Source organism: Streptomyces sp. NPDC047002 (genome assembly GCF_040704505.1).
GTDB lineage: Bacteria > Actinomycetota > Actinomycetes > Streptomycetales > Streptomycetaceae > Streptomyces.
Genome location: NZ_JBEYWC010000003.1, coordinates 132896 through 155198, shown reverse-complemented (window position 1 = coordinate 155198; position 22303 = coordinate 132896). Strand labels below are relative to the sequence as shown.

The window sequence follows — 22303 nt, the reverse complement described above, 5'->3', positions numbered from 1 at the left end:
GACGGTCCGCGCCACCCCTCACCGGCGCGGCACCGCGGTGCCGGCCGTGTCCCGGAGGCGGGCGCCGCTCACGGCGCCCGCCTCCGGTGTGTCCTGCGCCGCGCGGGGTGCCCGCCTCCGGTGTCCGCGGCACCCGGCGAAAGGCCCGGGGGACATGGGGGGTTGACGTGGCCCGGGGTTAGTGCGGATGCTGGACATACCTGAGCAGGAGGTGGGTGTGCAGAGGATCGGCATCATCGGGGGCGGCATCCGCGGCTCCATGTACGCGCAGTCGCTGCGCGGCTTTCCCGGCGCCGAGGTCCGCGCGGTGTGCGACCTGGCCGAGCCGGTGGCCCGCAAGGTCGCCGACGGCTTCGGCCTGAGCGCGTACACGGACCATCGGCGGATGCTCGCCGAGCAGCAGCTGGACGCGGTGATCGTGGCGACGCCCGACTTCGCCCACCGGGAGGCGGCGGTCGACGCCGCGGGCGCGGGCTGCCACCTGCTGGTGGAGAAGCCGCTCGCCACGACGCGCGAGGACGCGGACGCGATCGCGGCGGCCGTGCGCGCGGCGGGCGTGCAGTGCATGGTCGGCTTCGAGAACCGGTGGAACCCGGCGGTCGCGCAGCTGCGCGAGCGCTCGGCCGCCGGCGCGCTCGGCCGGGTGCTGACGCAGAACATCCTGCTCAGCAACACCTACTACGTACCCACCACGATGATCGGCTGGGCGGCGAAGTCGTCCCCCGCCTGGTTCCTGATGAGCCACACCGTGGACGCGGCCGCCTGGGTGAGCGGACGCACCGTCACCGCGGTCGACGCGCACGGCTCGCGCGGTGTGCTGGCCGCCCGCTCCGTCGACACCTGGGACGTCGTGCACGCCCTGCTCACCTTCGACGACGGCACCACGGCCAACCTCACCTCGACCTGGGTGCTGCCCGACTCCCTGCCGTCGGTCGTCGACTTCCGCTACCAGGTCGTCGGCGAGCGCGCCGCACTCTCCTTCGACCTCCAGGAGCAGAGCGTCCAGGAGGCGGGTCCCGACGGCGTCAGCCGCCCCGGGCTGCTCGGCCGCGAGATCGGCGGCCGCCTCCAGGGCCCGCCCACCTGGATGGTCCAGGAGTTCGTCGCCCGGCTCGAACGCGGCGAGCAGGTCTCGCCCGGCCTCGACGAGGGCGCGGCCGTCACCGACGTCGTCGTGGCGATCCACACGTCGCTGGAGAGCGGCAGGCGCGTGCCCGTGGGCCCCGCGGCCCGCGGCTGAACCCGGCCGGGGGGACGGGGCACGACACCGCGGGGCGCCCGCCCCGTCCCACGGCCGCGAGGCCAGAACCGAGGAGCGCACGTTGTCCCGATCCGCCCCCGCCGGCCGGGCCGAGGCCGCCGCACCGCCGGCGGACGGCCCCAGGCCGCTCGGCCCGAGGGTCGCCTCCGTCGCGGCCGCGCTCGGCCTGATCTACGGCTACGACTCCGGCTCCATCAGCGGCGCCCTGGTCTTCCTGAAGAAGGACTACGACCTGAGCACGCTGTGGGTGTCCGTCATCACCTCCATCGTGGTCTTCGGCAGCCTGGTGGGCGCGGCGCTCGGCCCGCGCGCGGCCAACAGGCTCGGCAGGAAGCGCACGATGCTCCTCGTCGCCGGCGGCTTCGCGGTGTTCGCCGCGCTGAGCGCGGCCCCGCTCGGCGTGTGGTGGCTGACCGGCGTACGGCTGCTGCTCGGTGTCACGATCGGCCTCTCGACCGTCGCCGCCCCGGTCTTCATCTCCGAGTTCGCCTCGGAGCACAACCGCGGCAGGCTGGGCACGGCCTACCAGTTCTTCACCTGCGCCGGAGTGATCATCTCGCTCGTCGTCGCCTGGGGCCTGTCGGGCGGCGGCTCGTGGGAGGCGCTGCTCGGCATCTCCGCGGTCCCCGCGGCCGTGGTCTTCCTCGTCCTGCTGCGCTTCCCCGACTCGCCGCGCTGGTACGCCATGCGGGAGCGGTACGAGGAGGCGCGCGCCACCCTGCGCCGGGTGGAGCCGGGCGGCGACACCGAGGCGCGGCTCGCCGCGATCAGGGCCGACCTGGCCCAGGGCGAACAGGGCACCTTCCGGGAGATCTTCACCCGCCGCTACGCGCGCGCGACGTTCTTCGTCATCGCCTTCGGCTTCTTCGTGCAGATCACCGGCACCAACACGATCCTCTACTACAGCCCGCTGATCTTCGACAAGGCAGGCATCGCCGACGCGTCCGAGTCCATCCTGCTCTCCGCCCTGGTCCAACTCGTCGCCGCCGTAGGGGTCGTGGGGTCCATGCTGGTGGTGGACCGGTGGGGCAGGCGCCCGCCGCTGCTGATCGGCACGGTCGCCATGGTCGTGGGGCACCTGGTGATGGCCCTGGTCTTCGCGCGGCACACCATCACACCGGGCGCCGGGTACGCGGCCGTCGCGGGCATCGGCGTCTTCTACCTCGGCTTCTACTTCGGCATCGGCTCGCTGATCTGGGTCTACACCGGCGAGGCGTTCCCCGCGCGGCTGCGCAGCGTCGGCGCCGCCGCCCTGCTGCTCGCGGACTTCGCCGCCAACCTCATCGCGACCTTCGCCTTCCCCGGCGTCCTCGCCGACCTCGGCGGCTCGGTGGGCTTCGGCGCGTTCGGCGTGCTGTCCCTGCTCGCCCTCGTCTTCCTGTACCGCACGGCGCCCGAGACGAAGGGCCGCTCGCTTGAGGAGATCCGCGGCTACTGGGACAACGGCGGCCGCTGGCCGTCCCCTTCACCCGGTTCACCCGGTTCACCCGGTTCACCCGGTTCACCCGGTTCACCCGGCGCGGCCCCCGCGCCCGGCCGCGCCGGGTGAACACGCGGCGCGCGTACGGCACCGGCGCGCGGGCCGGGGCGGCCGGGCGGCCGGGAACCGGTCAGCGGATGCGGCCGAGCGACTGCGACAGGACGATGCCCGCCGCGCCCAGCAGCGTGGCGTGGTCGCGGTCCTCGGCCAGCACGATCTCCGGCGGCCCGCCGGGCTGCGGCAGCACCCACCCGGCGACATGGCCCTCGATCGCCGCCCGCAGCACCTCGCCGCCCGCGACCACGTCCCCGTGCAGCAGGAAGAGGCCGGGCGCCAGGGTGTGCTGGAGGTTGACGATCCCCACCGCGATGTTGCGCGCATAGCGGTCGAGCAGGCCGGCCGCGGCCCGGTCGCCCGCGGCGACGCGCTCCGCGAGCCGCCCGGGCGTCAGCTTCCCGGCCCCCGGCAGCCCGAGCCGCCGCGCCCGGCCGCGCAGCCACCCGACCGTCGCGACGGTCTCCCAGCAGCCCCTGCGACCGCAGTTGCACACCTCGCCGCCGTCCAGCTCGACCACGCTGTGCCCGATCTCGCCGCCTGCGCCCGCCCTGCCGCGCTGCACCGCGCCGTCCAGCACCAGGCCGACGCCCAGCACGTCAGCGAGGTAGAGCGAGGCGAACGAGCGCACCCCGCGTGCCTGTCCGAACCACCGGTCGCCCAGCGCCTGCGCCCGCGGATGGTGGTCGATGTGCACGTCGAGCCCCAACCGCCGTGACACCAGCGGCGCGAGCGGCAGACCGGACAGCGCGGGCGCGAGGCTCACCTCGACGATCGTGCCGGTGTCCGTGTCGACCATGCCGCCCACGGCCACCCCGACGCCGAGCGCGCGCGGCCCGTCGGCGGGCAGCACCCGGCGCAGGCACTCCACCACCAGGTCGACGGCGGCCGAGCCGTCGGACGCGTCGGCCCTGAACGTCCCGCCCGCCGTCGCGAGCACCTCGCCGACCGGGCTGACGGCGGCCGCGGCAACCCGCCCCGGCATCAGGTGCACCGCCCCGATGGGCTGCCCTTCGCGGGAGAACCACAGCGGCCGCGCGGGCTTGCCGCCCACCGCGCCGCTCGGCCGCGGCTCGCCCTCGACCAGGACGCCCCCGTCGATCAGGGGCTGGACGACCGAGCCCACGGTGGTCCTTGTCACCCCGATGAGCTTGGCCAGGTCGGCGCGCGACAGCGGCCCCATGTCGTACAGCAGTTGGAGCACCCGTGCCCGGTTGGCCTCGCTCGCCGTGACCCAGGGGCCGACGGGGGAGCGCCCCTCAAAGCCGCCTGCCGCCCGCGCCGCGGGGGTCATGTCCCCCTCCACCGGCCCTGGCGACGTCTGCACGCGGCTCAGCCTACACAGCGCGCCGCGCGCCGCGGCCCGCGGCGGACACCCCCTCGGCCGGGGCCGCCGCGACGCCCGGCGAGAGCGACTGTCAGAGGGCGGGGCTAGCTTTTGCCCGGAACCACAGGAACCACAGGAACCACAGGGGCTCCAGGGACTGCCCGGTGGTCCGACAGACGTGTCCCGACGACGTGGAGGACAGACACATGGCCCTGCCCGCACTCCCGCAGCTCCCGCCCGGCGAGATCCCGTGGGTCTGCTCCTGCTACGAGGTGGGGGAGGCCCGTTGGGGCGAGCAGCCCGACGCGCTCGCAGGAGGAGAGGAGGACGGCGTGCTCAGCCTCGGGGCGGCCGGGGTGCGGCTCCGCAAGGTCGAGGACCGCGGGTGGGAGAGGCTGTCGGCGGGGAACATACCGGCGCTCCTCCCGCCCGGCGGGCCCGTGCCGCCGGTCGCCGTCCTGACCGACATCCCCGCGCTGTACGGCGGCGATCCGCTCCTCGTGGACCTGCACAAGGCGCCGGGGCGCGGGGTCCGGGTCCCGGGCGACCGGCTCGGCGAGGTCCTCGCGGGCCTGCTGGACGGCACGCTCGACTTCGACGACCTGGTGCGCGGCATGGACAGGTACGGCAGCTACGAAGGGGGCGGCGAGCGGCCCGCGTTCCCCACCCCGGCGGTGGCGGCGCCCCGCGCCTTCCCCCTGCTGCCCGCGGGCGAGGAGACCCTCCTGGTCCGCACGTCCTTCGACGACGAGGACGGCTGGCGCGCCCTGCTCGCCGAGTTCGGCGGTGCGGACGGCGAGGGCAGGGTCGGCGTCGACCTCGAATGGGAGACGGACGACATGGACGACTTCCCGCTGTACGCGCTGAGCGTCGACGACCGCAGGTTCGAGGGCCTCGGCCCCGGCCAGGTCCCCGCGGCGCTCCCGCCCCTGGAGCCGGGGACCTGCGACACGGTGGAGAGCACCTGCCTCGTCCTCCTCGCCGACGCCGGGACCTTCGCGCGGCCCGACGGGCCCCTGATCGCCGTCGACCCCTTCCACACCCCCGGCCAGTCCGCCGCCGTCCCCCGCCGCGCCGCCGCCGGAATGGCGTGCAACCTCGGCATCGGCAACATGGACTTCAGCGACTTCGTCGCCACCGGCGACCCGGCGGCCTTCTGGCTCTGACCGGCACGCCTCACTCGGGGGCGAGGAACCACTGCTGGGCCGCCGTGGCATCGCGCGGGGAGGGCAGCTCCCGCAGGGGAGCGACGTTGTCGTCGCCGAAGGTGCCGGTCACTGCCACGCCCTCGTTGAGGAACGGGATGAGCACCCACCGGCTGGTGTTCCCGACACGCCGCACCTCCCACCACTGGTTCTTGTTGGAGGTGCAGTTGCGCACATCGACGTACGTGCCGGCCTGGCCGCTGCTCTCGGCGCAGGCACCCGAGTCGGCCATCCTCCACTTGTAGATGTCGGCCTGGCCGCCCACCCGCTCGAAGGTGAAAGTGCGCTTGAAGGGGTGGTCGGCCCGGTAGTACACCTGCAGATAGGTGCCGGGCTGCCCGCTTCCGTTGTCGGGGATCAGGTAGTTGCTGTGCGCGTAGTTCGTGATCACCACGGTCTCGGACGGAACCGCGGCCGGGGCCGCCTGGGCCGTGCCGCCAAGGAGGAATCCCGACAGGGCGGTTGCCAACGCGCCGCACAGGATCGTCTTCCGCGAGGAGCCCACGGTCATCGGACACACTTCCTTCTGCTCGTGCTGCGAGGTCTCGTCTCCGGCTGTCTGCCGACGCCGGAAGGCGGCCTCAGGACGTCGTCCTTCGGCCACCGGTCTCATCGTCCCGATGTGCCGTACGCCCGTACATGCCCCTAAAGCGTGGCCCTGGCGCGTTCCATACACCGTGGTCATGAGCGCGCGACCGGCGCGCGACCGCGCACGCCGCCACCGCGTCCCCCGCACGGAAGCGCCCCCACGCGACCCGCGCCCACCGGCGCGCGCGGTCACCCTGACGGGCGGTGCGGCGGGAGAGCGGTTGTACCTCTCGATGCGGTAGGCGGGGCCTACGGGCCGCCCGGCGGGCGGGGGCGGGGGCGGGGGCCGACCAACTCCTCGTAGAGCGCGCGGCGTTCCCCGGGGCCCTCGGTCGCCGCGAGTCTGGCGTCCCACTCGGCCTGGATCTCCTGGAGGAAGCCGCGCCAGCCGTCGGGGCGGCCCTGGCCCGTCCCCCGCAGGTCGACGAGGCGTTCGTTCTTGCCGAGGCCGCCGGATCCGACCTTGTCCCCCTTGTGCCCGTGCAGGATCGACTCGGGGTTCGAGGTGGCCTCGGTGGAGCGGAAGTCGTGCTCGTAGCCGACCGGGCTCGCCGCGTGCGGGGCGATGGTCTCGATGCCGATCTGGAGCGAGCCGTCCTTCTCCCTGGTCGGGCGGTGGTAGACGAGGAGGACATGACCGTACGAGCCGTTCGGCAGGACCATGTCGCCGTTCCAGTCCTTGGAGCCGATTCCGCCGCCCGAGATGTCCTTGCCCCACAGCTTCGGCCTGGCGGCGCCGACGGCGAGCTTGTTCGTGAGGGACGCGGGGATGCCGCCCTTCTCCTTGAACGTGCCGGGTTGGCCCTCCTTGTTGGGGCCGATGGAGGTGCGGTGGGTGGCGAACGGGCGCTCGGAGATGCCCTCGACGGTCTCGTCCCGGGTGGCGTCCTGCGTCACGCCGAGGAAGTGCGGCAGCCAGTAGGCGTCCTTGTCCTTCGGACCCAGCGCGGGGACGCGCACGTTGACTCGGCCGCCGTGGGCCAGCGCGCGGATGACGTCCCGCTGGTAGTCCGGTGCGTGGCCTTCCCCGGGGGTGTACAACTCCAGGCCGTTGCGCAGGAGAAGCAGGATCTTGGTGAGCAACTCGCGCCCCTGGGCGTCCTGCTGGACCCAGTCGGAGGCCGTGGCCTTGCCTTTGCCCTTTCCCGTCGAGGTGTCGGGCGCCGGGATCTCGCCGGGGTGGCGGCGGTCGGCCGCCATGCCCTCCGGGTGGAGCGTGTCGAGCGCGGTGTCGCGGATCTGCCGGTCGCGCTCCTGCTCCAGGCTCTCCCTCAGCCCCGGGTCCGTGCCGGGCGCCTGGGTGCGCATGAACCGGCCGAGCGTGTAGGCGGGGTCCGCCGGGGTGGCGGCCTTCTCGGCCACCAGGTCGGGCCGCTTGTCGATGGCCAGCGTGGCGGTGAGCACACGCTTGCCGGCGGGCAGCTTCAGCCAGTCCTTGAACTGCCCCTTCGTGTACGTCTCGGCCTCCTCGTACGTGCCGATCTGCACCGCGCGCAGCCACTGCGGGGCGATCACGGAGAGCCGTCTGATGTCCGCGAGGTCCTGCTCGCCGAATGTCTCGCCCCGCATCACCCGCCGGTCCAGGGTCTTCCGCAGCCGTGCGGGGCCCTCGCGCATCCACTGCTCGGGCACCCAGGTGCCGGGCGCGAAGATGTTGCGCTTGGCGGTCGTCTGGAGGGTGTTCTGATCGATGGACCGGCTGAGGCGGCTGATGATCTCCGCGGCCTCTGATGCCTCCGTGGCCTCAGCCGTCCCGGCCGCGGCCTGCCCTTCGGTGTCGGTCGTGCGCTGCACGGCCGCCGTGAGGGTCCCGCGGCCCCCGCCGCCCGCAGCGGTGTCCGCGCCGAGGACCGTGCTGGGGCCGCCCGCGCGCATCCGCGCGGCGTTCGCCGCCGCCTCGCGCTCCTCGCGGTCGCCGGGGTGCGTCATGGCGAACCCGGCGCCGGTCGGGTGCCCGGCCGGCGCCTGCTGCCGGTTGCGTACCGCGTGGGTGAGTTCGTGGTCCAGCGTCTCGGCGTCGGCGCCGCCCTCGCCGACCACGATGTGCTGGTCGACCGTGAACGCGCGGGCGCGGACGGCGGCGGCCGCCTGCCGCGCCGCGGGGCCCGTGTGCATCCGCACACCGGACAGGTCGGCCTGGAACTGCTCCTCCTTGCGCGCCAGGGTCGCCCGGTCGAGCGGCCGTCCGGGGGCGCGCAGCCCCGCCTCGACGTCGGCGAGGCCGGGGGCGGGCTCCGCTTCTGCAAGGCCGGGGGAGCCGTCAGGCTCCGCTCCTTCGACAGGGCGCGCCACGGCCCAGGCGGGGGCCGGCCCGTCGCCCTCGTCGAGGCGGCGCATCATCCGCAGCACCGCCTGGTTGCCGACGCTCGCCTGGAGCCTGGCCAACGCGCCCGGCGGTGAGGCGTGTTCGGCCACCTCTTGGCGGCCGGGCGCGGGGGAGCGCCTGCGCCTTCCCTCGTACGATCGCATCGACACCCCTCGGCTCAGAGCACCACGACCGAACCTAGGCCCGCGGACGTCGGTGCCGTAACCCCGCCCACCGGGGCGGCGGCGGCCCGCTGCCGGCCGGACGCGGCCCACCAGCGGCGACGCGTGCGCCGTGCACGGCCCCGCGCCGAGGTCTGCCCGTGAGGGCAGCCGCCCTGCCCTCTCGGGCCGGGGCCGCGGCGACGGTGGACGGCGGGTCCGCTGCGGCGGCGCCGTACGCGGGTCCTTGAGGCCGTACGGCCCCGCTACCGCCGCTCGAGCGCCCGGTCCACCAGGGCGCTCGCCGCGCCCGTCCACCCCGCGGGGTCGAGCAGGGCGGCGTGGCCCGCGTCCCGTGCGGCGTCGGCGAAGGGGACGTCCGCGGCGGCGGCGCGCTCGATCAGCTTCCTCGCCTCCGCCTTGCCCAGCTCGGCGGAGAAGCGCTCGCTGACGACCAACCCGCCCGTGAGCGTGAGGTTGTGGGCCATTCGGTCGGGGAACACCCGCAGCCCCTCGGCCAGTTCGGCGGCGTGCTCGGCCGCGCCGCCCGCCAGGCGCAGCAGTTCGCGCAGCGGAGTCCACTCCGCGTGCCAGGCGCCCGCGGGCCGTTCGTCCTCGGCGGGGACCGCGCCGAGCAGCACGGAGAGCTGCGCGGGCGCCTGCCGGGCCGCCGCGGCGACCAGGGTCGCGCGCACCGGGTTCGCCTTGTGCGGCATGGCGGACGAGCCGCCGCCCCCGCCCTCGGCGACCTCGCCGACCTCGGTGCGCGACAGCGTCAGCACGTCCACGGCGGCCTTGCCGAGCGCGGCGCAGCAGAAGGCGAGCGCCCCGCCCAGGTCGGCGACGGGCGTGCGCAGCGTGTGCCAGGGCAACGCGGGCTCCGCCAGGCCGAGTTCGCGGGCGTACGCGGCGACGTGCGCGAGCGCCGCCTCGCCGCCGAGCGCGGCCAGCGTCCCGGCTGCGCCGCCCAGTTGGGCGGGCAGCGCCACCGCGGCGAGGCGGTCGCGCGCGTCCAGGACGAGGGAGCGCCAGCCCGCCGCCTTGAGGCCGAAGGTGGTCGGGACTGCCTGCTGGGCGAGGGTGCGGCCCGCGATCGCCGTGTCCCGGTGCTCGGCGGCGAGCCGGGCCAGTGCCGCCGCCGTACGGCCGAGGTCGGCGAGCACCGGCCGCCGGGTGTGCTCGGCGAGCAGCATCAGCGCGGAGTCCAGGATGTCCTGGCTGGTCGCGCCCCGGTGCACGTACCGCGCCCACTGGGCGCCGACCTCCGCGCGCACGGCCTCGGCCAGCGGGATCACCGGGTTGCCGCCCGCGCGCGCGGCCAGGGCCAGCTCCCGCGCGTCGAGCCGGTCCGCGCACGCGGCGATCGCCTCGGCTGCCCCGGCCGGTGCGCCCTGCGCGCGGGCGAGCGCGGCCTCCGCGGCGACCAGGGCGCGCAGCAGGGCGGCGTCGCCGGTGGCCGCCTCGGCCGCCGTGCCCGCCGCCGCGGGCGACAGCAGGCCGCACAGCCCGGGATCGCCGCTGTCGGGGCGCTCAGGTGAACTCAAGGAAGACCGTCTCCCCTTCTCCCTGGAGGCGGATGTCGAAGCGGTGGGTCCTGTGCCGCGCCGGGCCCGGCTCCCGCCGCGCCCTCAGGGTCGCACGCCGCGCCGGGTCCAGCGCGTCGAGCAGCGCGTCCGTGCCGTCCTGCACGAGGTAGGCGCGGGTGTACAGGTGGTGGGTGAGGCCGCGCGCGAACACGCACACGCTCAGGTACGGCAGCGCCGCCGGTGCGGCCGGCGGCAGCGTGCGCACCGCGTAGTGCCCGTCGGCGTCGGTGGGCACGCGGCCGAAGCCGGTGAAGTCCACGCCGTTGCGGCCCAGGTACCCGCCGGTCACGGTGGAACGCCGGATCGACCCCGGCAGCCCCGTGCCCGGCCCGCCCTGCCAGAACTCCAGCAGCGCGTCGGGCACGGGCGCGCCGTCGCCGTCGTACACGTACCCGTGCACGGTGACGGCGTCCGGGTGGCCGGCCGGCGCGATGTCGCCGCCGCCGGGGAACGGCAGCGCGTAGCCGTAGAACGGCCCCACGGTCTGCGAGGGCGTCGGCGGCTGCCCGCCCGCGGTGGTCTGCTCCGGCATCAGCGGCCCTCCTCGATCCAGGTGGCGGACGGCCCGTCGAGCACGATGTCCCAGCGGTAGCCGAGCGACCACTCGGGCCGCGACAGCGCGTGGTCGTAGCGGGCGACCAGGCGCTCGCGCGCCGCGTCGTCCGTCACGGACTGCAGGATCGGGTCGTAGGGGAACAGCGGATCCCCGGGGAAGTACATCTGCGTCACCAGGCGCTGCGTGAACGCCTGTCCGAACACGGAGAAGTGGATGTGCGCGGGCCGCCAGGCGTTGTCGTGGTTGCGCCACGGGTAGGCGCCCGGCTTCACCGTGGTGAAGGTGTACGAGCCGTCGTCGCCGCTCAAAGTGCGCCCCACGCCGGTGAAGTTCGGGTCGAGCGGCGCCGGATGGTCGTCGCGCTGGTGCGCGTACCGGCCCGACGCGTTGGCCTGCCACACCTCGATCAGCTGGCCGCGCACCGGCCGCCCGTACCGGTCGAGCAGCCGCCCGGTGACGGTGATGCGCTCGCCGAGCGGCTCGCCCCTGTGCTGCCTCGTCAGGTCGGAGTCGAGGGCCGTGACGTCGGTGGCGCCGAACACCGGCCCCGAGAGCTCGACCGTCTCGGGGTCGCCGCCGTCCCCCTCGGCCCGCACGGCGACCAGCGGCAGCCTCGGGTGCCGCAGCACCGAGCTGCGGTACGGGGCGTACGCACGGGACGGGTGGTGGGCGGCGGGCGCGCCGTCCGCGCGCCGCTTCGCGTACGCGTCGTGCGCGGCGCGTATCTCCGCGGTGATCTCCTCCTGGGCGGTCACGACGCGCTCCTTCCCGCGGCCTTCAGCGCACGCAGCGCCGCCAGTTCCTGTGGGGTGGGCGGCGCGGTGCACCCGACCTCGTCAGCGACCCTGAGGTCCCAGCCGGTCGCGGCCCTGACCTGCTCGACCGTCACGCCCGGGTGGGTCTCGGTGAGCACCAGCTCCGCCGTCCCGGGGTCGGGCCGCAGGACGCCCAGGTCGGTGATGACCGCGACGGGGCCCGCGCCGCGCATCCCGTACCGCGCGCGGTCGCCGGGGCCCGAGCCGTGCCCCATCGTGGTGACGAAGTCGAGCGAGTCGACGAAGCCGCGCTGGGAGTGGCGCAGCACCAGCAGCACCTTCCGGCAGTTCGCGGCGATCTCGGGGGCGCCGCCCGCGCCGGGCAGCCGCGCCTCGGGCCTGCCCTCGCCGCGCGAGATCACCGTCGTGTTGACGTTGGCGAACCGGTCGACCTGGGCGGCGCCGAGGAAGCCCACGTCGATCCGGCCGCCCTGGAGCCAGTAGTTGAACATCTCGGGCACCGCGACGACCGCGTCGGCGGTGTCGGCGAGCTCGCCGTCGCCGATGGAGAGCGGGAGCCTGGTGGGCCGCGAGCCGATGGTGCCCGACTCGTAGATCAGGACGAGGTCGGGGACATGGGTGGCGCGCGCGAGGTTCGCGGCGGTGGACGGCAGCCCGATGCCGACGAAGCAGGTGCGCGAACCGGCCAGCGCGCGGGCCGCGTTGACCTCCATCAGCTCGTCGCTCGTGAAGGCCGCAGGGTCCTCGCCCGCGGCCGTTCCCGCTGCCGCCCCGGGGGTGGTGGTCCCGCTCATCGCGCCGTCGCCTCCGTCCCGTCGCCGCGGGCGCCTGCTACGCCCCTGACCTCGGTGTCCAGCCACTTCGTGAACGCCTCGCGGTCGCGGGCGATCGGGTCCCACGCCCGGTAGAAGGCGTTGTCGCGCTCCGAGTAGCCCGTCGCGTACGAGGGGTGCGCGCCGCCGGGCACGACGCTGACCGCGTCGACGACCCAGTGCGGCAGGACCACGCCGCCTGGCCGCGGCTCCAGCTCGTCCACGACCTCCTCGACCGTGACGAGGGAGCGCTTCGCGGCCAGCACCGCCTCCTTCTGCACGCCCGTAAGGCCCCACATCTGCACGTTGCCCGCGCGGTCAGCGCGCTGCGCGTGGATGACGGCCACGTCCGGGTTGAGGGCGCGGACGGCCGCGAGCTCCTCGCCGGTGAAGGGGCAGGTCACCGTCGAGACGGTGTCCGTGCGGGTGGCGAGGTCGGAGCCGCGGTAGCCGCGCAGCGTGGCGAACGGCAGCCCGGAGGCGCCCGCGACATAGCGGTTGGCCATGCCCGCGTGGCTGTGCTCGTCGAGTTCGAGCGGGCGCGGCCAGCCGTTCTCCACCGCGTCCCTGAACCGGTGCAGGGAGCCGACGCCCGGGTTGCCGCCCCACGAGAAGACCAGCTTGCGTACCAGGCCGGCGCCGATGAGCTGGTCGTAGATGACGTCGGGGGTCATACGGGCGAGCGTCAGGTCGGTGATGCCCTGGCGGATGATCTCGTGCGCTGCGGCGAACGGGATCAGATGCGTGAATCCTTCGAGCGCGACGGTGTCCCCGTCGTGGATGAGGTCCGCCACGGCGTCGTGCAGGCTGCGCGTCCCGGCCATCCGGCCCCTCCCTCCTCGGCTCACCGGAGCGGGCAAACGCTCCGTGCTGATTGCTCCGTGTACTGATTGTTTTGCTGCTGAACCCGTACACTTGCAGGCAGTTCGGTGGTCGTCAATAGCTCAGTACACGGAGCAACCACCCGCGGGACACCCCAGGGAGCGCGCGCATGGCAGCGGTCGATCTGAACACGCACCCGGGCCATCTGGCGCGCAGGCTCCAGCAGGCGCACACGCTCCTGTGGTCGACGCTGGTCTCCGAGGAGACCACCTCGCCGCAGTTCGCCGTGTTGAACGCGCTGGCCGAGAAGCCGGACATCGACCAGCGCACGCTGGGCGAGGAGGTGCGCCTCGACCGGTCGACGGTCGCGGACGTCGTCGCGCGGCTCGCCAGGCGCGGCCTGGTCGAGCGGGTGCGCGACCCCCTGGACGGCCGGCGCAACGTGCTGCGGGCGACGGCCGAGGGGGCCAGGGTGCACCGCAGGCTCGTGGCGCGGACCGAGGCGATGAACCGGGTCTTCCTCGCACCGCTCGACGAGCACGAGCGGGAGACGCTGCTGCGGCTGATCGGCCGGGTCGCGGAGGCTGCGGAGAAAATCCGCGACCAGCGGTGACGTTTTCGCCCGGGGCGTGTCCAAGTCTGTGAGGGCGCGGCGGGGCGCGCCCTTCCCGCGCCGGGCGCCGCGTGCGTGCCGGGCCCGGAGGCGCGCCGGGCCTAGCCCGCGTGCGGCGCGCCCGAGCGGCCGGCGGGGGGATCGAGGGCGGCGGTCAGGTGGGCGTAGGCGACGACGTTGCCCTGGTAGCCGGAGCCGGGGGAGAAGGCGCCGCCGCAGGTGATGACGCGGAGTTCGGGGCGGTCGGCCGCGCCGTAGACCCGGCGGTCGGGAAAGGAGTCGTTCCGGTAGACCTCCACGGCGTCCACGCCGAACACCGCCGTGCGCCCGTCCTGCCGCGCGACCTCGATCCTGTCGCCCTTGCGGAGCGTGCCGAGGCGGTAGAAGACGGCCGGACCGCCGGCCGTGTCGACATGGCCGGCCACGATGGCGGTGCCCGTCGCGCCGGGCGCCGTGCCGCGCTCGTACCAGCCGGCGCGGGTGCCGTCCGTCGCGGGCGGCGCGGCGAGCCTGCCGTCCGGGGTCAGGGCGAGCCCGCGCAGGGGCGCGTCCACCCCGATGCGGGGGATGCGCAGGCGCACCGGGCGCGAGGCGGGCAGCGGCGCGGGGTTCGGCCGCGCCCCGGCGGACGGCCCGGCGCCGTGGTCCGCGCCGTGGTCCGCGCCGCCGGGCGCCGCCGGGCCTGCGAAGGCCTGCGCGGCGGTCGGCGCAGGCGGGGTCACGGGACGCAGCCCCGTCTCCACGAGCCAGATGCCGACGCAGGCGGCCGCGGCCAGCCCCCAGGCGGTGCCTCTGACGCCGTTGGCGCTCATGCGGTGGACCTCGACCTCTCTCGCGGGCGTCGGTGGAATCCGGGTCCTCGGCCGCCGGATCCAGGTTCGACGGGACGGGACGGGACGGGACGGGGGGCGGGGGCGGGGCGAGAAGTCCCCGCCCGCGTCAGCTGAAGCGTGACGGGGGCGGGGACATGGGGCGGGTGCGGGCGCCGCGCGGGTGGGAACCGCGGCCCGTCAGCTCCGCGTGCCGCTCGCCCGGCGACGCAGGAGCCATGCCCCGCCCACGGCGGAACCGGCCAGAACGGCCGACCCCGCCGCGACCTCGGGCACATCGGTGTGGACGCTGCCGCCTGCCCCGGTCTCCAGGTGGCCGTGCGGTATCGGGGCCGAGGGCCCCGCGGGGTCGCCTGACCCGTCCGGGTAACCGTGGCCGCCTTGAGGTCCGGGGTCCTCAGGCGGCCGGTGCGCGTCGGGGACATCGGCGCCGCCGCCCGGCTGCTCCGCCTCTCCCGGCGCCTCGGGCTGCGGCGGCTCGCCCGCGTGGTCCGGCGCGGGCGGCTGGTCCTGCGCAGGCTGCTCGCTCGCCCCGGGATCCGGCGCGGGCTGTTCGCCCGTCTGGTCAGGTGCGGGCTGTTCGCCCGCCCCTGGGTCCGCCGGGGGACCGGCGTCGGCGGGCGGCCTGCCCGGCAGGGTGCCCCCGGTGCCCTCCGCCGCGCTGCCGCCCGTGGCCTGCCTCCCGTGGCCGCAGGCGAGGCCGACGGTGTACGTGCCGGGCGCTGCGCCGCCCGATGCGCCGAACCGGGCCGCGGCGTCCCTGCCGTATGCGGCGGACGCGTTGGCGGACGCCTCCGCGCCGCTGCCAGGTTCGCTCGCTTCGGCCGCGCCGCCGGTGCCGCAGGCGGCCGTGCGGACGGTGGCCGCGGTGCCGTGGGCAGCGGTGGCGGGGCTCTGCCCCGGCGCTCCGGCCTGCCCGGCGAGCGCGGGGGAGGCGCCCGCTGCGACCAGTCCGAGTGACGCCGCCGCCAGCGCGGCGCCGGTCGTCCGTCGGGCGGTGCGGGCGGTGGTGGGCATGCTGTCCTCCGGGAAGGGGCGGCGTGTCTCTCCTCTCCAAGAGGTAAGGCGCGCGGGCGCACGCGCGCCTGCCGAGAGCGCAGGCCCGCGGCGCCCCGCGACCCGGGGCGCGCGGCATCGCCGCAGTTCAGCACGGGCACCCTGGCGGCGGGCCGCGGCCGGACCCGCTCGCGCCGAACGAGTGATGCGCCCGCGTGGCCGCTGCCGTCCTGGACGGCGCAAGGACGAGGGGCCGGGGCCGTGGGCCCGTGCGTCACGCTCCCCGCCGCGGCCGGTTACCGTCGAGCCATGGCAGGCACCTCAGGACCCCGCACGCCCCGGCCCGTGCCCGCAGGCGGCACCCGCGGCCACGACACGGCCGAGAGCCACGACACCGCCGACCACTACGACGCCGCCGCCACCGCCCGCTGGGTCGCCGAGCCCGACAAGCGGCCTGGCCGCACGGCCTTCCAGCGCGACCGCGCCCGTGTCCTGCACTCCTCGGCGCTGCGCAGGCTCGCGGGCAAGACCCAGGTCGTCACGCCAGGCGCGCCGGGTGAGGAGTGGGACGCCAGCCCCCGCACCCGCCTCACGCACTCGCTCGAATGCGCCCAGGTCGGCCGGGAGCTCGGCGCGGCCCTCGGCTGCGACCCCGACCTGGTCGAGGCGGCCTGCCTCTCGCACGACATGGGGCACCCGCCGTTCGGCCACAACGGCGAGCGCGTACTGGACGACTTCGCCGCGGACTGCGGCGGCTTCGAGGGCAACGCGCAGTCGCTGCGCCTCCTCACCCGCATCGAGCCGAAGCGCTTCGCGCCCGCCGCGGACGGTGCGCCGGGCCCGGGGGTCGGCCTCAACCTCACCAGGGCCGCCCTGGACGCCGCCACCAAGTACCCCTGGACGCGCGAGGCCCCTGAGGCGGCGGCCGCGGGTGCCCCCGGCCGCGTCAAGTTCGGCGTGTACGAGGACGACCTGCCGGTCTTCACCTGGGTCCGTGAGGGCGCCCCGGCCGGCCGCACCTGCTTCGAGGCGCAGGTCATGGACTGGTCGGACGACGTGGCGTACTCCGTCCACGACTTCGAGGACGGGCTGTACGCCGGGTACGTGCGGCCCGCGGCCCTCGCCTCGCCCACCGAGCGGGAGGCCATCTGGGCGGTGGCGGTGGGCCGTTACACCGAGCCGGGCACCGACCCCGCGGAACTCGCCGCCGCGCTCGACCGGCTGACGGCCGAGGAGTGGTGGCCGCACGCCTACGACGGCACGGCCGTCGCGCAGGGCCGGGTCAAGGACGCCACCAGCGAGCTCATCGGCAGGTTCTGCCTGGCCGCCGAGACCGCGACCCGGGCCGCGTACGGCACGGGCCCGCTGACCCGCTACGGCGCCCGCCTGGTCGTGCCCCGCGCCGCCAGGCTCGAATGCGCGGTGCTCAAGGCGGTCGCCGACCTGTACGTCATGCGCCGCGCCGACCAGGAGGCGATCCGCGCCGACCAGCGCGTGGTGCTCGCCGAGCTGGGTCACGCGCTGGCCGCCCGCGCGCCGTACGGCCTGACGCCGCAGTTCCGCGCCCTGTTCGAGGCCGAAGGGGACGACAGGGCCCGCACCCGCGTCGTCGTGGACCAGATCGCCTCCCTCACCGACGCTGCCGCCCGCGCGCTGCACGCCCGCGTGACGCAGGCCCCCCGGACGCACCCCTGACGCCCGCCTCAAGGCTCCGCCGCCGTCCTCCGGAGAACCGCACGCCAGGACCGTACGGCCCGACACCGGGCGGCCCCGTGCCCGCGGCCTCCACGTGATGCGGCAAGATCGACGGCGGCACACCGCACGGCCGCGCGCGGCCCCGCCAGGGACGCGACCGCGCGCGAGCCCCGGGCCCGGGCGCGAACCGCCGGGACCGGGGCGAGAAGACATCCCCGTGGAGCACCCCCCTCTTCCGCCATCACGCTCCGTGCGGGACGCTCGCAGGTGGCGGCAGCACTACGAGGAGGCATCAAGTGGTCGACGCACATCGCACCTTCGTCATCGTGGGTGGCGGTCTCGCCGCGGCGAAAGCGGCGGAGACCCTCCGCGCGGAAGGGTTCACCGGCCGAGTGATCCTGATCGGCGACGAGCGAGACCACCCCTACGAACGGCCGCCGCTCTCCAAGGGCTTCCTCGCAGGCAAGGACGAGCGCGCCGGGGTGTTCGTGCACGACGCCGCCTGGTACGCGCAGCAGGAGGTCGAGCTGCACCTCGGCCAGACCGTCACCGCCCTCGACCGCGAGGGCCACTCCGTGCGCCTCGGCGACGGCAGCTCCGTCCGGTACGACAAGCTGCTCCTCGCCACCGGCGCGGAGCCGCGCAGGCTCGACGTCCCCGGCACCGGCCTTGCGGGCGTGCACCACCTGCGCCGCCTCGCGCACGCGGAGCGGCTGCGCCAGGTGCTCACCTCCCTCGGCCGTGACAACGGCCACATCGTCATCGCGGGCGCCGGGTGGATCGGCCTCGAAGTCGCCGCGGCCGCCCGCACGTACGGCGCCGAGGTCACGGTCGTCGAGGCGGAGGCCACCCCGCTGCACCGGGTCATCGGACCCGAGCTCGGCCAGCTGTTCACGGACCTGCACGCCGAGCACGGCGTCCGCTTCCACTTCGGCGCCAGGCTCACGGAGATCGTCGGCCAGGACGGGGTCGTCCTCTCGGCCCGTACGGACGACGGCGAGGAGCACCCGGCGCACGACGTGCTCGCCGCGATCGGCGCGGCGCCCCGCGTCGGCCTCGCCGAAGCCGCGGGCCTCGCGCTCGCCGACCGCGCGGAGGGCGGCGGCATCGCGGTGGACGCGGCCCTGCGCACCTCGGACCCGGACGTCTACGCGGCGGGCGACGTGGCCTCCGTGCCGTGCCGGTGGGGCGCGGCGGGCGGCCGCAGGATCCGTGTCGAGCACTGGGCCAACGCGCTGAACGCGGGCCCGGCCGCCGCCCGGTCGATGCTCGGGCAGGACGCGGCGTACGACCGCGTCCCGTACTTCTTCTCCGACCAGTACGACCTCGGCCTTGAGTACTCGGGCTGGGCGCCGCCCGGCACGTACGACGAAGTGGTGGTGCGCGGGGACGCGGGCAAGCGGGAGTTCATCGCGTTCTGGCTCGGCGGGGGCAAGGTGCTCGCCGGGATGAACGTCAACGTCTGGGACGTGGCGGAGGACATCCAGCGCCTGGTGCGCTCCGGCGCGGCCGTCGACCGCGACGCGCTCGCCGATCCTTCGGCGCCGCTCGGCGGGATCGGGCGCTGACGGCGGGTGCCCCGGCCACGGGGTCGCGGGAGTGCTCTGCCGTCCCCGTAGAATTCACGCGTGGCCGGCAGGATCAACGATGACGACGTGAAGGCGGTACGGGACGCGGTCCCGATCGACGCCGTCGTGTCCGAGTACCTCCAGCTGCGCAGCGCGGGCGGCGGCAACCTCAAGGGTCTGTGCCCCTTCCACGACGAGAAGTCCCCGTCCTTCCAGGTCAGTCCGAGCAAGGGTCTCTTCCACTGCTTCGGCTGCCAGGAGGGCGGGGACACCATCGCCTTCGTGATGAAGATCGACCACCTCTCGTTCTCCGAGACGGTCGAGCGCCTCGCGGCCCGCGCGGGCATCACGCTGCGGTACGAGGAGGGCGGGTACAACCCGTCGAGCCAGCGCGGCGAGCGCACCCGGCTGGTGGAGGCGCACCGGATCGCGGCGCGCTTCTACACGGAGCAGCTGGGCTCGCCCGAGGGGGAGATCGGCCGCAAGTTCCTCGCGGAGCGCGGCTTCGACCAGGCGGCGGCCGAGCACTTCGAGGTCGGCTACAGCCCGGCCGGCTGGGACCACCTCACCCGCTTCCTGCGCGGCCAGGGCTTCAGCGACCGCGAACTGATCATGTCCGGGATCTCGCAGGACGGCAGGCGCGGCCCGATCGACCGCTTCCGCGGCCGCCTGATGTGGCCCATCAGGGACATCTCGGGCGATGTCGTCGGCTTCGGCGCGCGCCGCCTGCGCGAGGACGACAACGGCCCCAAGTACCTCAACACCCCCGAGACCCCCATCTACAAGAAGTCCCAGGTGCTGTACGGGGTCGACCTGGCCAAGAAGGACATCGCCAAGGCGAGCAGGGCGGTCGTCGTCGAGGGCTACACCGACGTGATGGCCTGCCACCTCGCCGGGGTCACCACCGCGATCGCGACCTGCGGCACCGCGTTCGGCGGCGACCACATCAAGATCCTGCGCAGGCTGCTGATGGACAACGGCAGCGCCCGCGTGATCTTCACCTTCGACGGCGACGCGGCCGGCCAGAAGGCGGCGCTGCGCGCCTTCGAGGACGACCAGAAGTTCGCCGCCGAGACGTACATCGCGATCGCGCCCGACGGCATGGACCCCTGCGAGCTGCGCCTCGCCAAGGGCGACACGGCCGTGCAGGACCTGGTGGAGCCGCGCACCCCGCTGTTCGAGTTCGCGATCCGGCAGATCGTGGCCCGCTACGACCTGGAGGTCCCGGCGGGCCGGGCCGCCGCGCTCGACGAGGCGGCGCCCATCGTCGCCCGCATCAAGAACTCCGCTTCGCAGCACGAGGTCGCGGTGCAGCTCGCCGGGATGCTGGGCATCCTCGACACCCAGTTCGTGGTCAAGCGCGTCGCGCAGCTCGCGCGCTGGGCCCGCGACCGCGGCGGCCGGGGCCCCGCCCAGGCCCAGGGGCCCGGCGGCCAGGCGCAGGGCGCCGCCGCGCCCGCGGGCCGCAGGGGGCCCGCAGGACCCGCGCTCTATCTGCGCAACCCGGTCTACGCGACCGAGCGCGAGCTGCTGAAGCTGGCCCTCCAGCGGCCCGAGCTGGTGACGCCCGCTTTCGACGCCTACGAGGCCGACGAGTTCACCGCCCCGCCCTACGCGGCGGTGCGCGCCTGCATCGACGAGGCGGGCGGCGCCGAGCAGGGCTGCGCCGACGTGCGCGACTACCTCTCCCGGGTCCGCGAGGCGGCCCCCGACGACTCGGTGCGCAAGCTGGTGACCGAGCTGGCCGTCGAGGTCTTCCGCGGCAAGACCATCGACGAGCTGTACGCGGGCCAGCAGCTCGTCCAGGTCCGCATCCGCGCCGTCGACCGCCGCATCCAGGACGTCACGTCCGCGCTGACCCGCCTCGGCACCGGCGGCGACCCACAGCAGTACGCCGCGGTCCAGAACGAGCTCTGGGTCCTCCAGCAGTACGGCCAGGCTCTCCGCAACCACGGCGTCGCCGCCCTCTGACCCGGCCGGGCCTCGGCCCGCACCGCGGGGCGCCCGGCGCGCCCGCGCTCGCGACGCGCGGGCCCGCGCCCCCGGGTGCGCCCTCGCGCCGGGCGGTGACCGGCCCGCGGGGCCAGAAAGTGCGCGCACGCCCCTCGTGGCGGCGATGTGCCGTACGCCACACTGGGGGCGGGTCCCTGCTGCCGCACACCCCCGAGCCCGGCAGCGACCATCTGGAGGTCGCCTCGTGCGAACCCGGACAGCGCCCGCCGCCCCCCTCGCCCAGGCCCAGGTCCCGGCCCCCGCCGCGGCCCCGGGACCGTACGAAGCGGGCCCGCCCGACGACCCGCGCGAGCTGCCCGCGCCCCGGCCCGGCGCGTACCCGGGGGCCGCCGCCTCCTCCGACCTGCTGCGCCAGTACCTGCGCGAGATCGGCCGCATCCGGCTGCTCACCGCTGCCGAGGAGGTCGAGCTCGCCCGCCGCGTCGAGGCGGGGCTGTTCGCCGAGGAGCGGCTCGGCACGCAGACCGGCCTCGACGAGCGGCTCGCGCTCGACCTCGACCGGCTCGTGGTCCTCGGCCGGATGGCCAAGCGCCGCCTCATCGAGGCCAACCTCCGGCTCGTCGTCTCCGTCGCCAAGCGGTACGTCGGCCGCGGCCTGACCATGCTCGACCTGGTCCAGGAGGGCAACCTCGGGCTGATCAGGGCCGTCGAGAAGTTCGACTACGCGCGCGGCTACAAGTTCTCCACGTACGCGACCTGGTGGATACGCCAGGCCATGTCCCGCGCCCTCGCCGACCAGGCCCGCACCATCCGCGTGCCGGTGCACGTGGTCGAGCAGATCAACCGCGTGACCCGCGTACAGCGCAGGCTCCTCCAGGAGAAGGGGTACGAGCCGGCGCCCGCCGAGGTCGCGGCGGAGCTCGGCCTCCCCGCCGAGCGGGTCAGCGAGGTCCTGCGCTACGCCCAGGAGCCCGTCTCGCTGTACGCGCCCGTCGGCGAGGAGGAGGACATCGCGCTCGGCGACCTGATCGAGGACGGCGACGCGGCATCCCCGGTCGAGTCCGCCGCCTTCCTGCTGCTGCGCCGGCATCTGGAGGCCGTGCTCTCCACGCTCGGCGAGCGGGAGCGCAAGGTCGTCCAGCTGCGGTACGGGCTCTCCGACGGCCGCCCGCGCACGCTGGAGGAGATCGGCCAGGTCTTCGGCGTCACCCGCGAGCGCATCCGCCAGATCGAGGCGAGGACCCTCGCCAGGCTCCGCGACCACGCGCTCGCCGACCAGCTGCGCGGCTACCTGGACTGACGCGGGCCCGCACCCCGGCCGGACCAGGCGAGGGCCCGCCCTCCGGTCCGAAGGCGGGCCCGCCGAAACAGCTCAGTCCTTTTACTGGAACAGTGCGATCCCCTTACGGGAACAGTGCGATCCCCACGAGGATCAGCAGCAGGATGACGAGGACGACGGCCCCCGCGGACCAGCCGCCCTGGTGCCGCACCCGCCGGGCCGGGCCGCCCCGCGGCCGGTCCTCGTGGAGCGTCGGATGCTGCGGCCTGCCGTGCTTGTAGAACGTGTCGGCCATGAGAACCCCCTTCAAGGTGGTCTCGGTCACTCCTACCGCTCCGATTACCCGTAATGCGGACAAGCATGCACAAGCAGGCACAGGCGCGGACCGGCCCGCCCTCGCGGACGGCCCGCGGCCCCGGTCCGCGCCTCGCGGCGC

Annotated in this window: 19 protein-coding genes; 8 read left to right on the top strand and 11 right to left on the bottom strand. The window is 75.2% G+C overall.

The genetic code is table 11. The features are described 5' to 3' along the window. Positions 1-187: 187 nt before the first annotated feature. Positions 188-1240: a Gfo/Idh/MocA family oxidoreductase gene (locus AB0910_RS05205; RefSeq protein ID WP_366743154.1), complete on the top strand. Its 1053-nt coding sequence runs from the start codon at positions 188-190 to the stop codon at positions 1238-1240. A gap of 82 nt (positions 1241-1322) precedes the next feature. After that, positions 1323-2810, top strand: coding sequence for a sugar porter family MFS transporter (locus AB0910_RS05200; RefSeq protein WP_366743153.1), 1488 nt, complete (start codon positions 1323-1325; stop codon positions 2808-2810). A 61-nt stretch (positions 2811-2871) separates the two neighbouring features. On the opposite strand, the gene AB0910_RS05195 is transcribed toward AB0910_RS05200, so the two are convergent. Further along, complete coding sequence (locus tag AB0910_RS05195; protein ID WP_366743152.1) at positions 2872-4122, bottom strand: ROK family transcriptional regulator; 1251 nt, start codon at positions 4120-4122, stop codon at positions 2872-2874. A 206-nt stretch (positions 4123-4328) separates the two neighbouring features. Between AB0910_RS05195 and AB0910_RS05190 the strand changes: the two genes are divergently transcribed. Then, positions 4329-5288 (top strand): hypothetical protein, encoded by a 960-nt coding sequence (locus AB0910_RS05190; RefSeq protein WP_366743151.1) that lies wholly within the window; start codon positions 4329-4331, stop codon positions 5286-5288. 10 nt (positions 5289-5298) lie between these two features. On the opposite strand, the gene AB0910_RS05185 is transcribed toward AB0910_RS05190, so the two are convergent. From AB0910_RS05185 to AB0910_RS05155, 7 genes are all read right to left on the bottom strand, one after another. Next, positions 5299-5838 carry a hypothetical protein gene (locus AB0910_RS05185; protein ID WP_366743150.1) on the bottom strand — a complete coding sequence of 180 codons (540 nt, stop codon included), beginning with the start codon at positions 5836-5838 and terminating at the stop codon, positions 5299-5301. Positions 5839-6164: 326 nt separating this feature from the next. Beyond that, a complete protein-coding gene (locus tag AB0910_RS05180) occupies positions 6165-8384 on the bottom strand; it encodes a DUF4157 domain-containing protein (protein ID WP_366743149.1) in 2220 nt (739 codons plus the stop codon). A 263-nt stretch (positions 8385-8647) separates the two neighbouring features. Further along, a complete protein-coding gene (gene pcaB / locus AB0910_RS05175; RefSeq protein WP_366743148.1) occupies positions 8648-9925 on the bottom strand; it encodes a 3-carboxy-cis,cis-muconate cycloisomerase in 1278 nt (425 codons plus the stop codon). Then, the gene (gene pcaG, locus AB0910_RS05170; RefSeq protein ID WP_366743147.1) at positions 9912-10499 is read right to left on the bottom strand and encodes a protocatechuate 3,4-dioxygenase subunit alpha; all 588 of its coding nucleotides are present in this window, start codon (positions 10497-10499) and stop codon (positions 9912-9914) included. Before pcaG ends, pcaB begins: the two co-directional genes overlap by 14 nt. Beyond that, positions 10499-11278: a protocatechuate 3,4-dioxygenase subunit beta gene (pcaH, locus tag AB0910_RS05165; RefSeq protein WP_366743146.1), complete on the bottom strand. Its 780-nt coding sequence runs from the start codon at positions 11276-11278 to the stop codon at positions 10499-10501. The genes pcaG and pcaH overlap by 1 nt, the downstream gene beginning before the upstream one ends. Next, the gene (locus tag AB0910_RS05160; protein ID WP_366743264.1) at positions 11275-12012 is read right to left on the bottom strand and encodes a CoA-transferase; all 738 of its coding nucleotides are present in this window, start codon (positions 12010-12012) and stop codon (positions 11275-11277) included. The genes pcaH and AB0910_RS05160 overlap by 4 nt, the downstream gene beginning before the upstream one ends. A 77-nt stretch (positions 12013-12089) precedes the next feature. Beyond that, entirely contained in the window at positions 12090-12935 is an 846-nt protein-coding gene (locus AB0910_RS05155; RefSeq protein WP_366743145.1) for a CoA transferase subunit A, read from the bottom strand. A gap of 167 nt (positions 12936-13102) precedes the next feature. On the opposite strand from AB0910_RS05155, the gene AB0910_RS05150 reads away from it, so the two are divergent. Beyond that, positions 13103-13546: a MarR family winged helix-turn-helix transcriptional regulator gene (locus AB0910_RS05150; protein WP_366743144.1), complete on the top strand. Its 444-nt coding sequence runs from the start codon at positions 13103-13105 to the stop codon at positions 13544-13546. A 101-nt stretch (positions 13547-13647) separates the two neighbouring features. Here AB0910_RS05150 and AB0910_RS05145 read toward each other — a convergent pair whose 3' ends face one another. Beyond that, on the bottom strand, positions 13648-14358 hold the full coding sequence (locus tag AB0910_RS05145; RefSeq protein ID WP_366743143.1) for a class F sortase: 711 nt from the start codon (positions 14356-14358) through the stop codon (positions 13648-13650). A gap of 198 nt (positions 14359-14556) precedes the next feature. Beyond that, complete coding sequence (locus AB0910_RS05140) at positions 14557-15393, bottom strand: hypothetical protein (protein ID WP_366743142.1); 837 nt, start codon at positions 15391-15393, stop codon at positions 14557-14559. A 288-nt stretch (positions 15394-15681) separates the two neighbouring features. On the opposite strand from AB0910_RS05140, the gene AB0910_RS05135 reads away from it, so the two are divergent. From AB0910_RS05135 to AB0910_RS05120, 4 genes are all read left to right on the top strand, one after another. After that, positions 15682-17067 (top strand): deoxyguanosinetriphosphate triphosphohydrolase, encoded by a 1386-nt coding sequence (locus AB0910_RS05135; RefSeq protein WP_366743141.1) that lies wholly within the window; start codon positions 15682-15684, stop codon positions 17065-17067. Positions 17068-17363: 296 nt separating this feature from the next. Continuing rightward, positions 17364-18635 (top strand): FAD-dependent oxidoreductase, encoded by a 1272-nt coding sequence (locus AB0910_RS05130; protein ID WP_366743140.1) that lies wholly within the window; start codon positions 17364-17366, stop codon positions 18633-18635. A 60-nt stretch (positions 18636-18695) separates the two neighbouring features. Then, on the top strand, positions 18696-20606 hold the full coding sequence (dnaG, locus tag AB0910_RS05125; RefSeq protein WP_366743139.1) for a DNA primase: 1911 nt from the start codon (positions 18696-18698) through the stop codon (positions 20604-20606). Positions 20607-20751: 145 nt separating this feature from the next. Further along, positions 20752-21888: an RNA polymerase sigma factor gene (locus AB0910_RS05120; RefSeq protein ID WP_366743138.1), complete on the top strand. Its 1137-nt coding sequence runs from the start codon at positions 20752-20754 to the stop codon at positions 21886-21888. A 103-nt stretch (positions 21889-21991) separates the two neighbouring features. Here AB0910_RS05120 and AB0910_RS05115 read toward each other — a convergent pair whose 3' ends face one another. Continuing rightward, positions 21992-22162, bottom strand: coding sequence for a hypothetical protein (locus AB0910_RS05115; RefSeq protein WP_366743137.1), 171 nt, complete (start codon positions 22160-22162; stop codon positions 21992-21994). Positions 22163-22303: the final 141 nt, after the last annotated feature.

Bases quoted from the DNA above. Each gene is read 5' to 3' on its own strand.
- AB0910_RS05155 (WP_366743145.1), bottom strand. From the start codon at position 12,935: ATGGCCGGGACGCGCAGCCTGCACGACGCCGTGGCGGACCTCATCCAC.
- AB0910_RS05190 (WP_366743151.1), top strand. From the start codon at position 4,329: ATGGCCCTGCCCGCACTCCCGCAGCTCCCGCCCGGCGAGATCCCGTGG.
- AB0910_RS05115 (WP_366743137.1), bottom strand. From the start codon at position 22,162: ATGGCCGACACGTTCTACAAGCACGGCAGGCCGCAGCATCCGACGCTC.
- AB0910_RS05135 (WP_366743141.1), top strand. From the start codon at position 15,682: ATGGCAGGCACCTCAGGACCCCGCACGCCCCGGCCCGTGCCCGCAGGC.
- AB0910_RS05120 (WP_366743138.1), top strand. From the start codon at position 20,752: ATGTGCCGTACGCCACACTGGGGGCGGGTCCCTGCTGCCGCACACCCC.
- AB0910_RS05145 (WP_366743143.1), bottom strand. From the start codon at position 14,358: ATGAGCGCCAACGGCGTCAGAGGCACCGCCTGGGGGCTGGCCGCGGCC.
- AB0910_RS05180 (WP_366743149.1), bottom strand. From the start codon at position 8,384: ATGCGATCGTACGAGGGAAGGCGCAGGCGCTCCCCCGCGCCCGGCCGC.
- AB0910_RS05150 (WP_366743144.1), top strand. From the start codon at position 13,103: ATGGCAGCGGTCGATCTGAACACGCACCCGGGCCATCTGGCGCGCAGG.
- pcaG (WP_366743147.1), bottom strand. From the start codon at position 10,499: ATGCCGGAGCAGACCACCGCGGGCGGGCAGCCGCCGACGCCCTCGCAG.
- AB0910_RS05185 (WP_366743150.1), bottom strand. From the start codon at position 5,838: ATGACCGTGGGCTCCTCGCGGAAGACGATCCTGTGCGGCGCGTTGGCA.
- AB0910_RS05140 (WP_366743142.1), bottom strand. From the start codon at position 15,393: ATGCCCACCACCGCCCGCACCGCCCGACGGACGACCGGCGCCGCGCTG.
- AB0910_RS05205 (WP_366743154.1), top strand. From the start codon at position 188: ATGCTGGACATACCTGAGCAGGAGGTGGGTGTGCAGAGGATCGGCATC.
- AB0910_RS05160 (WP_366743264.1), bottom strand. From the start codon at position 12,012: ATGGAGGTCAACGCGGCCCGCGCGCTGGCCGGTTCGCGCACCTGCTTC.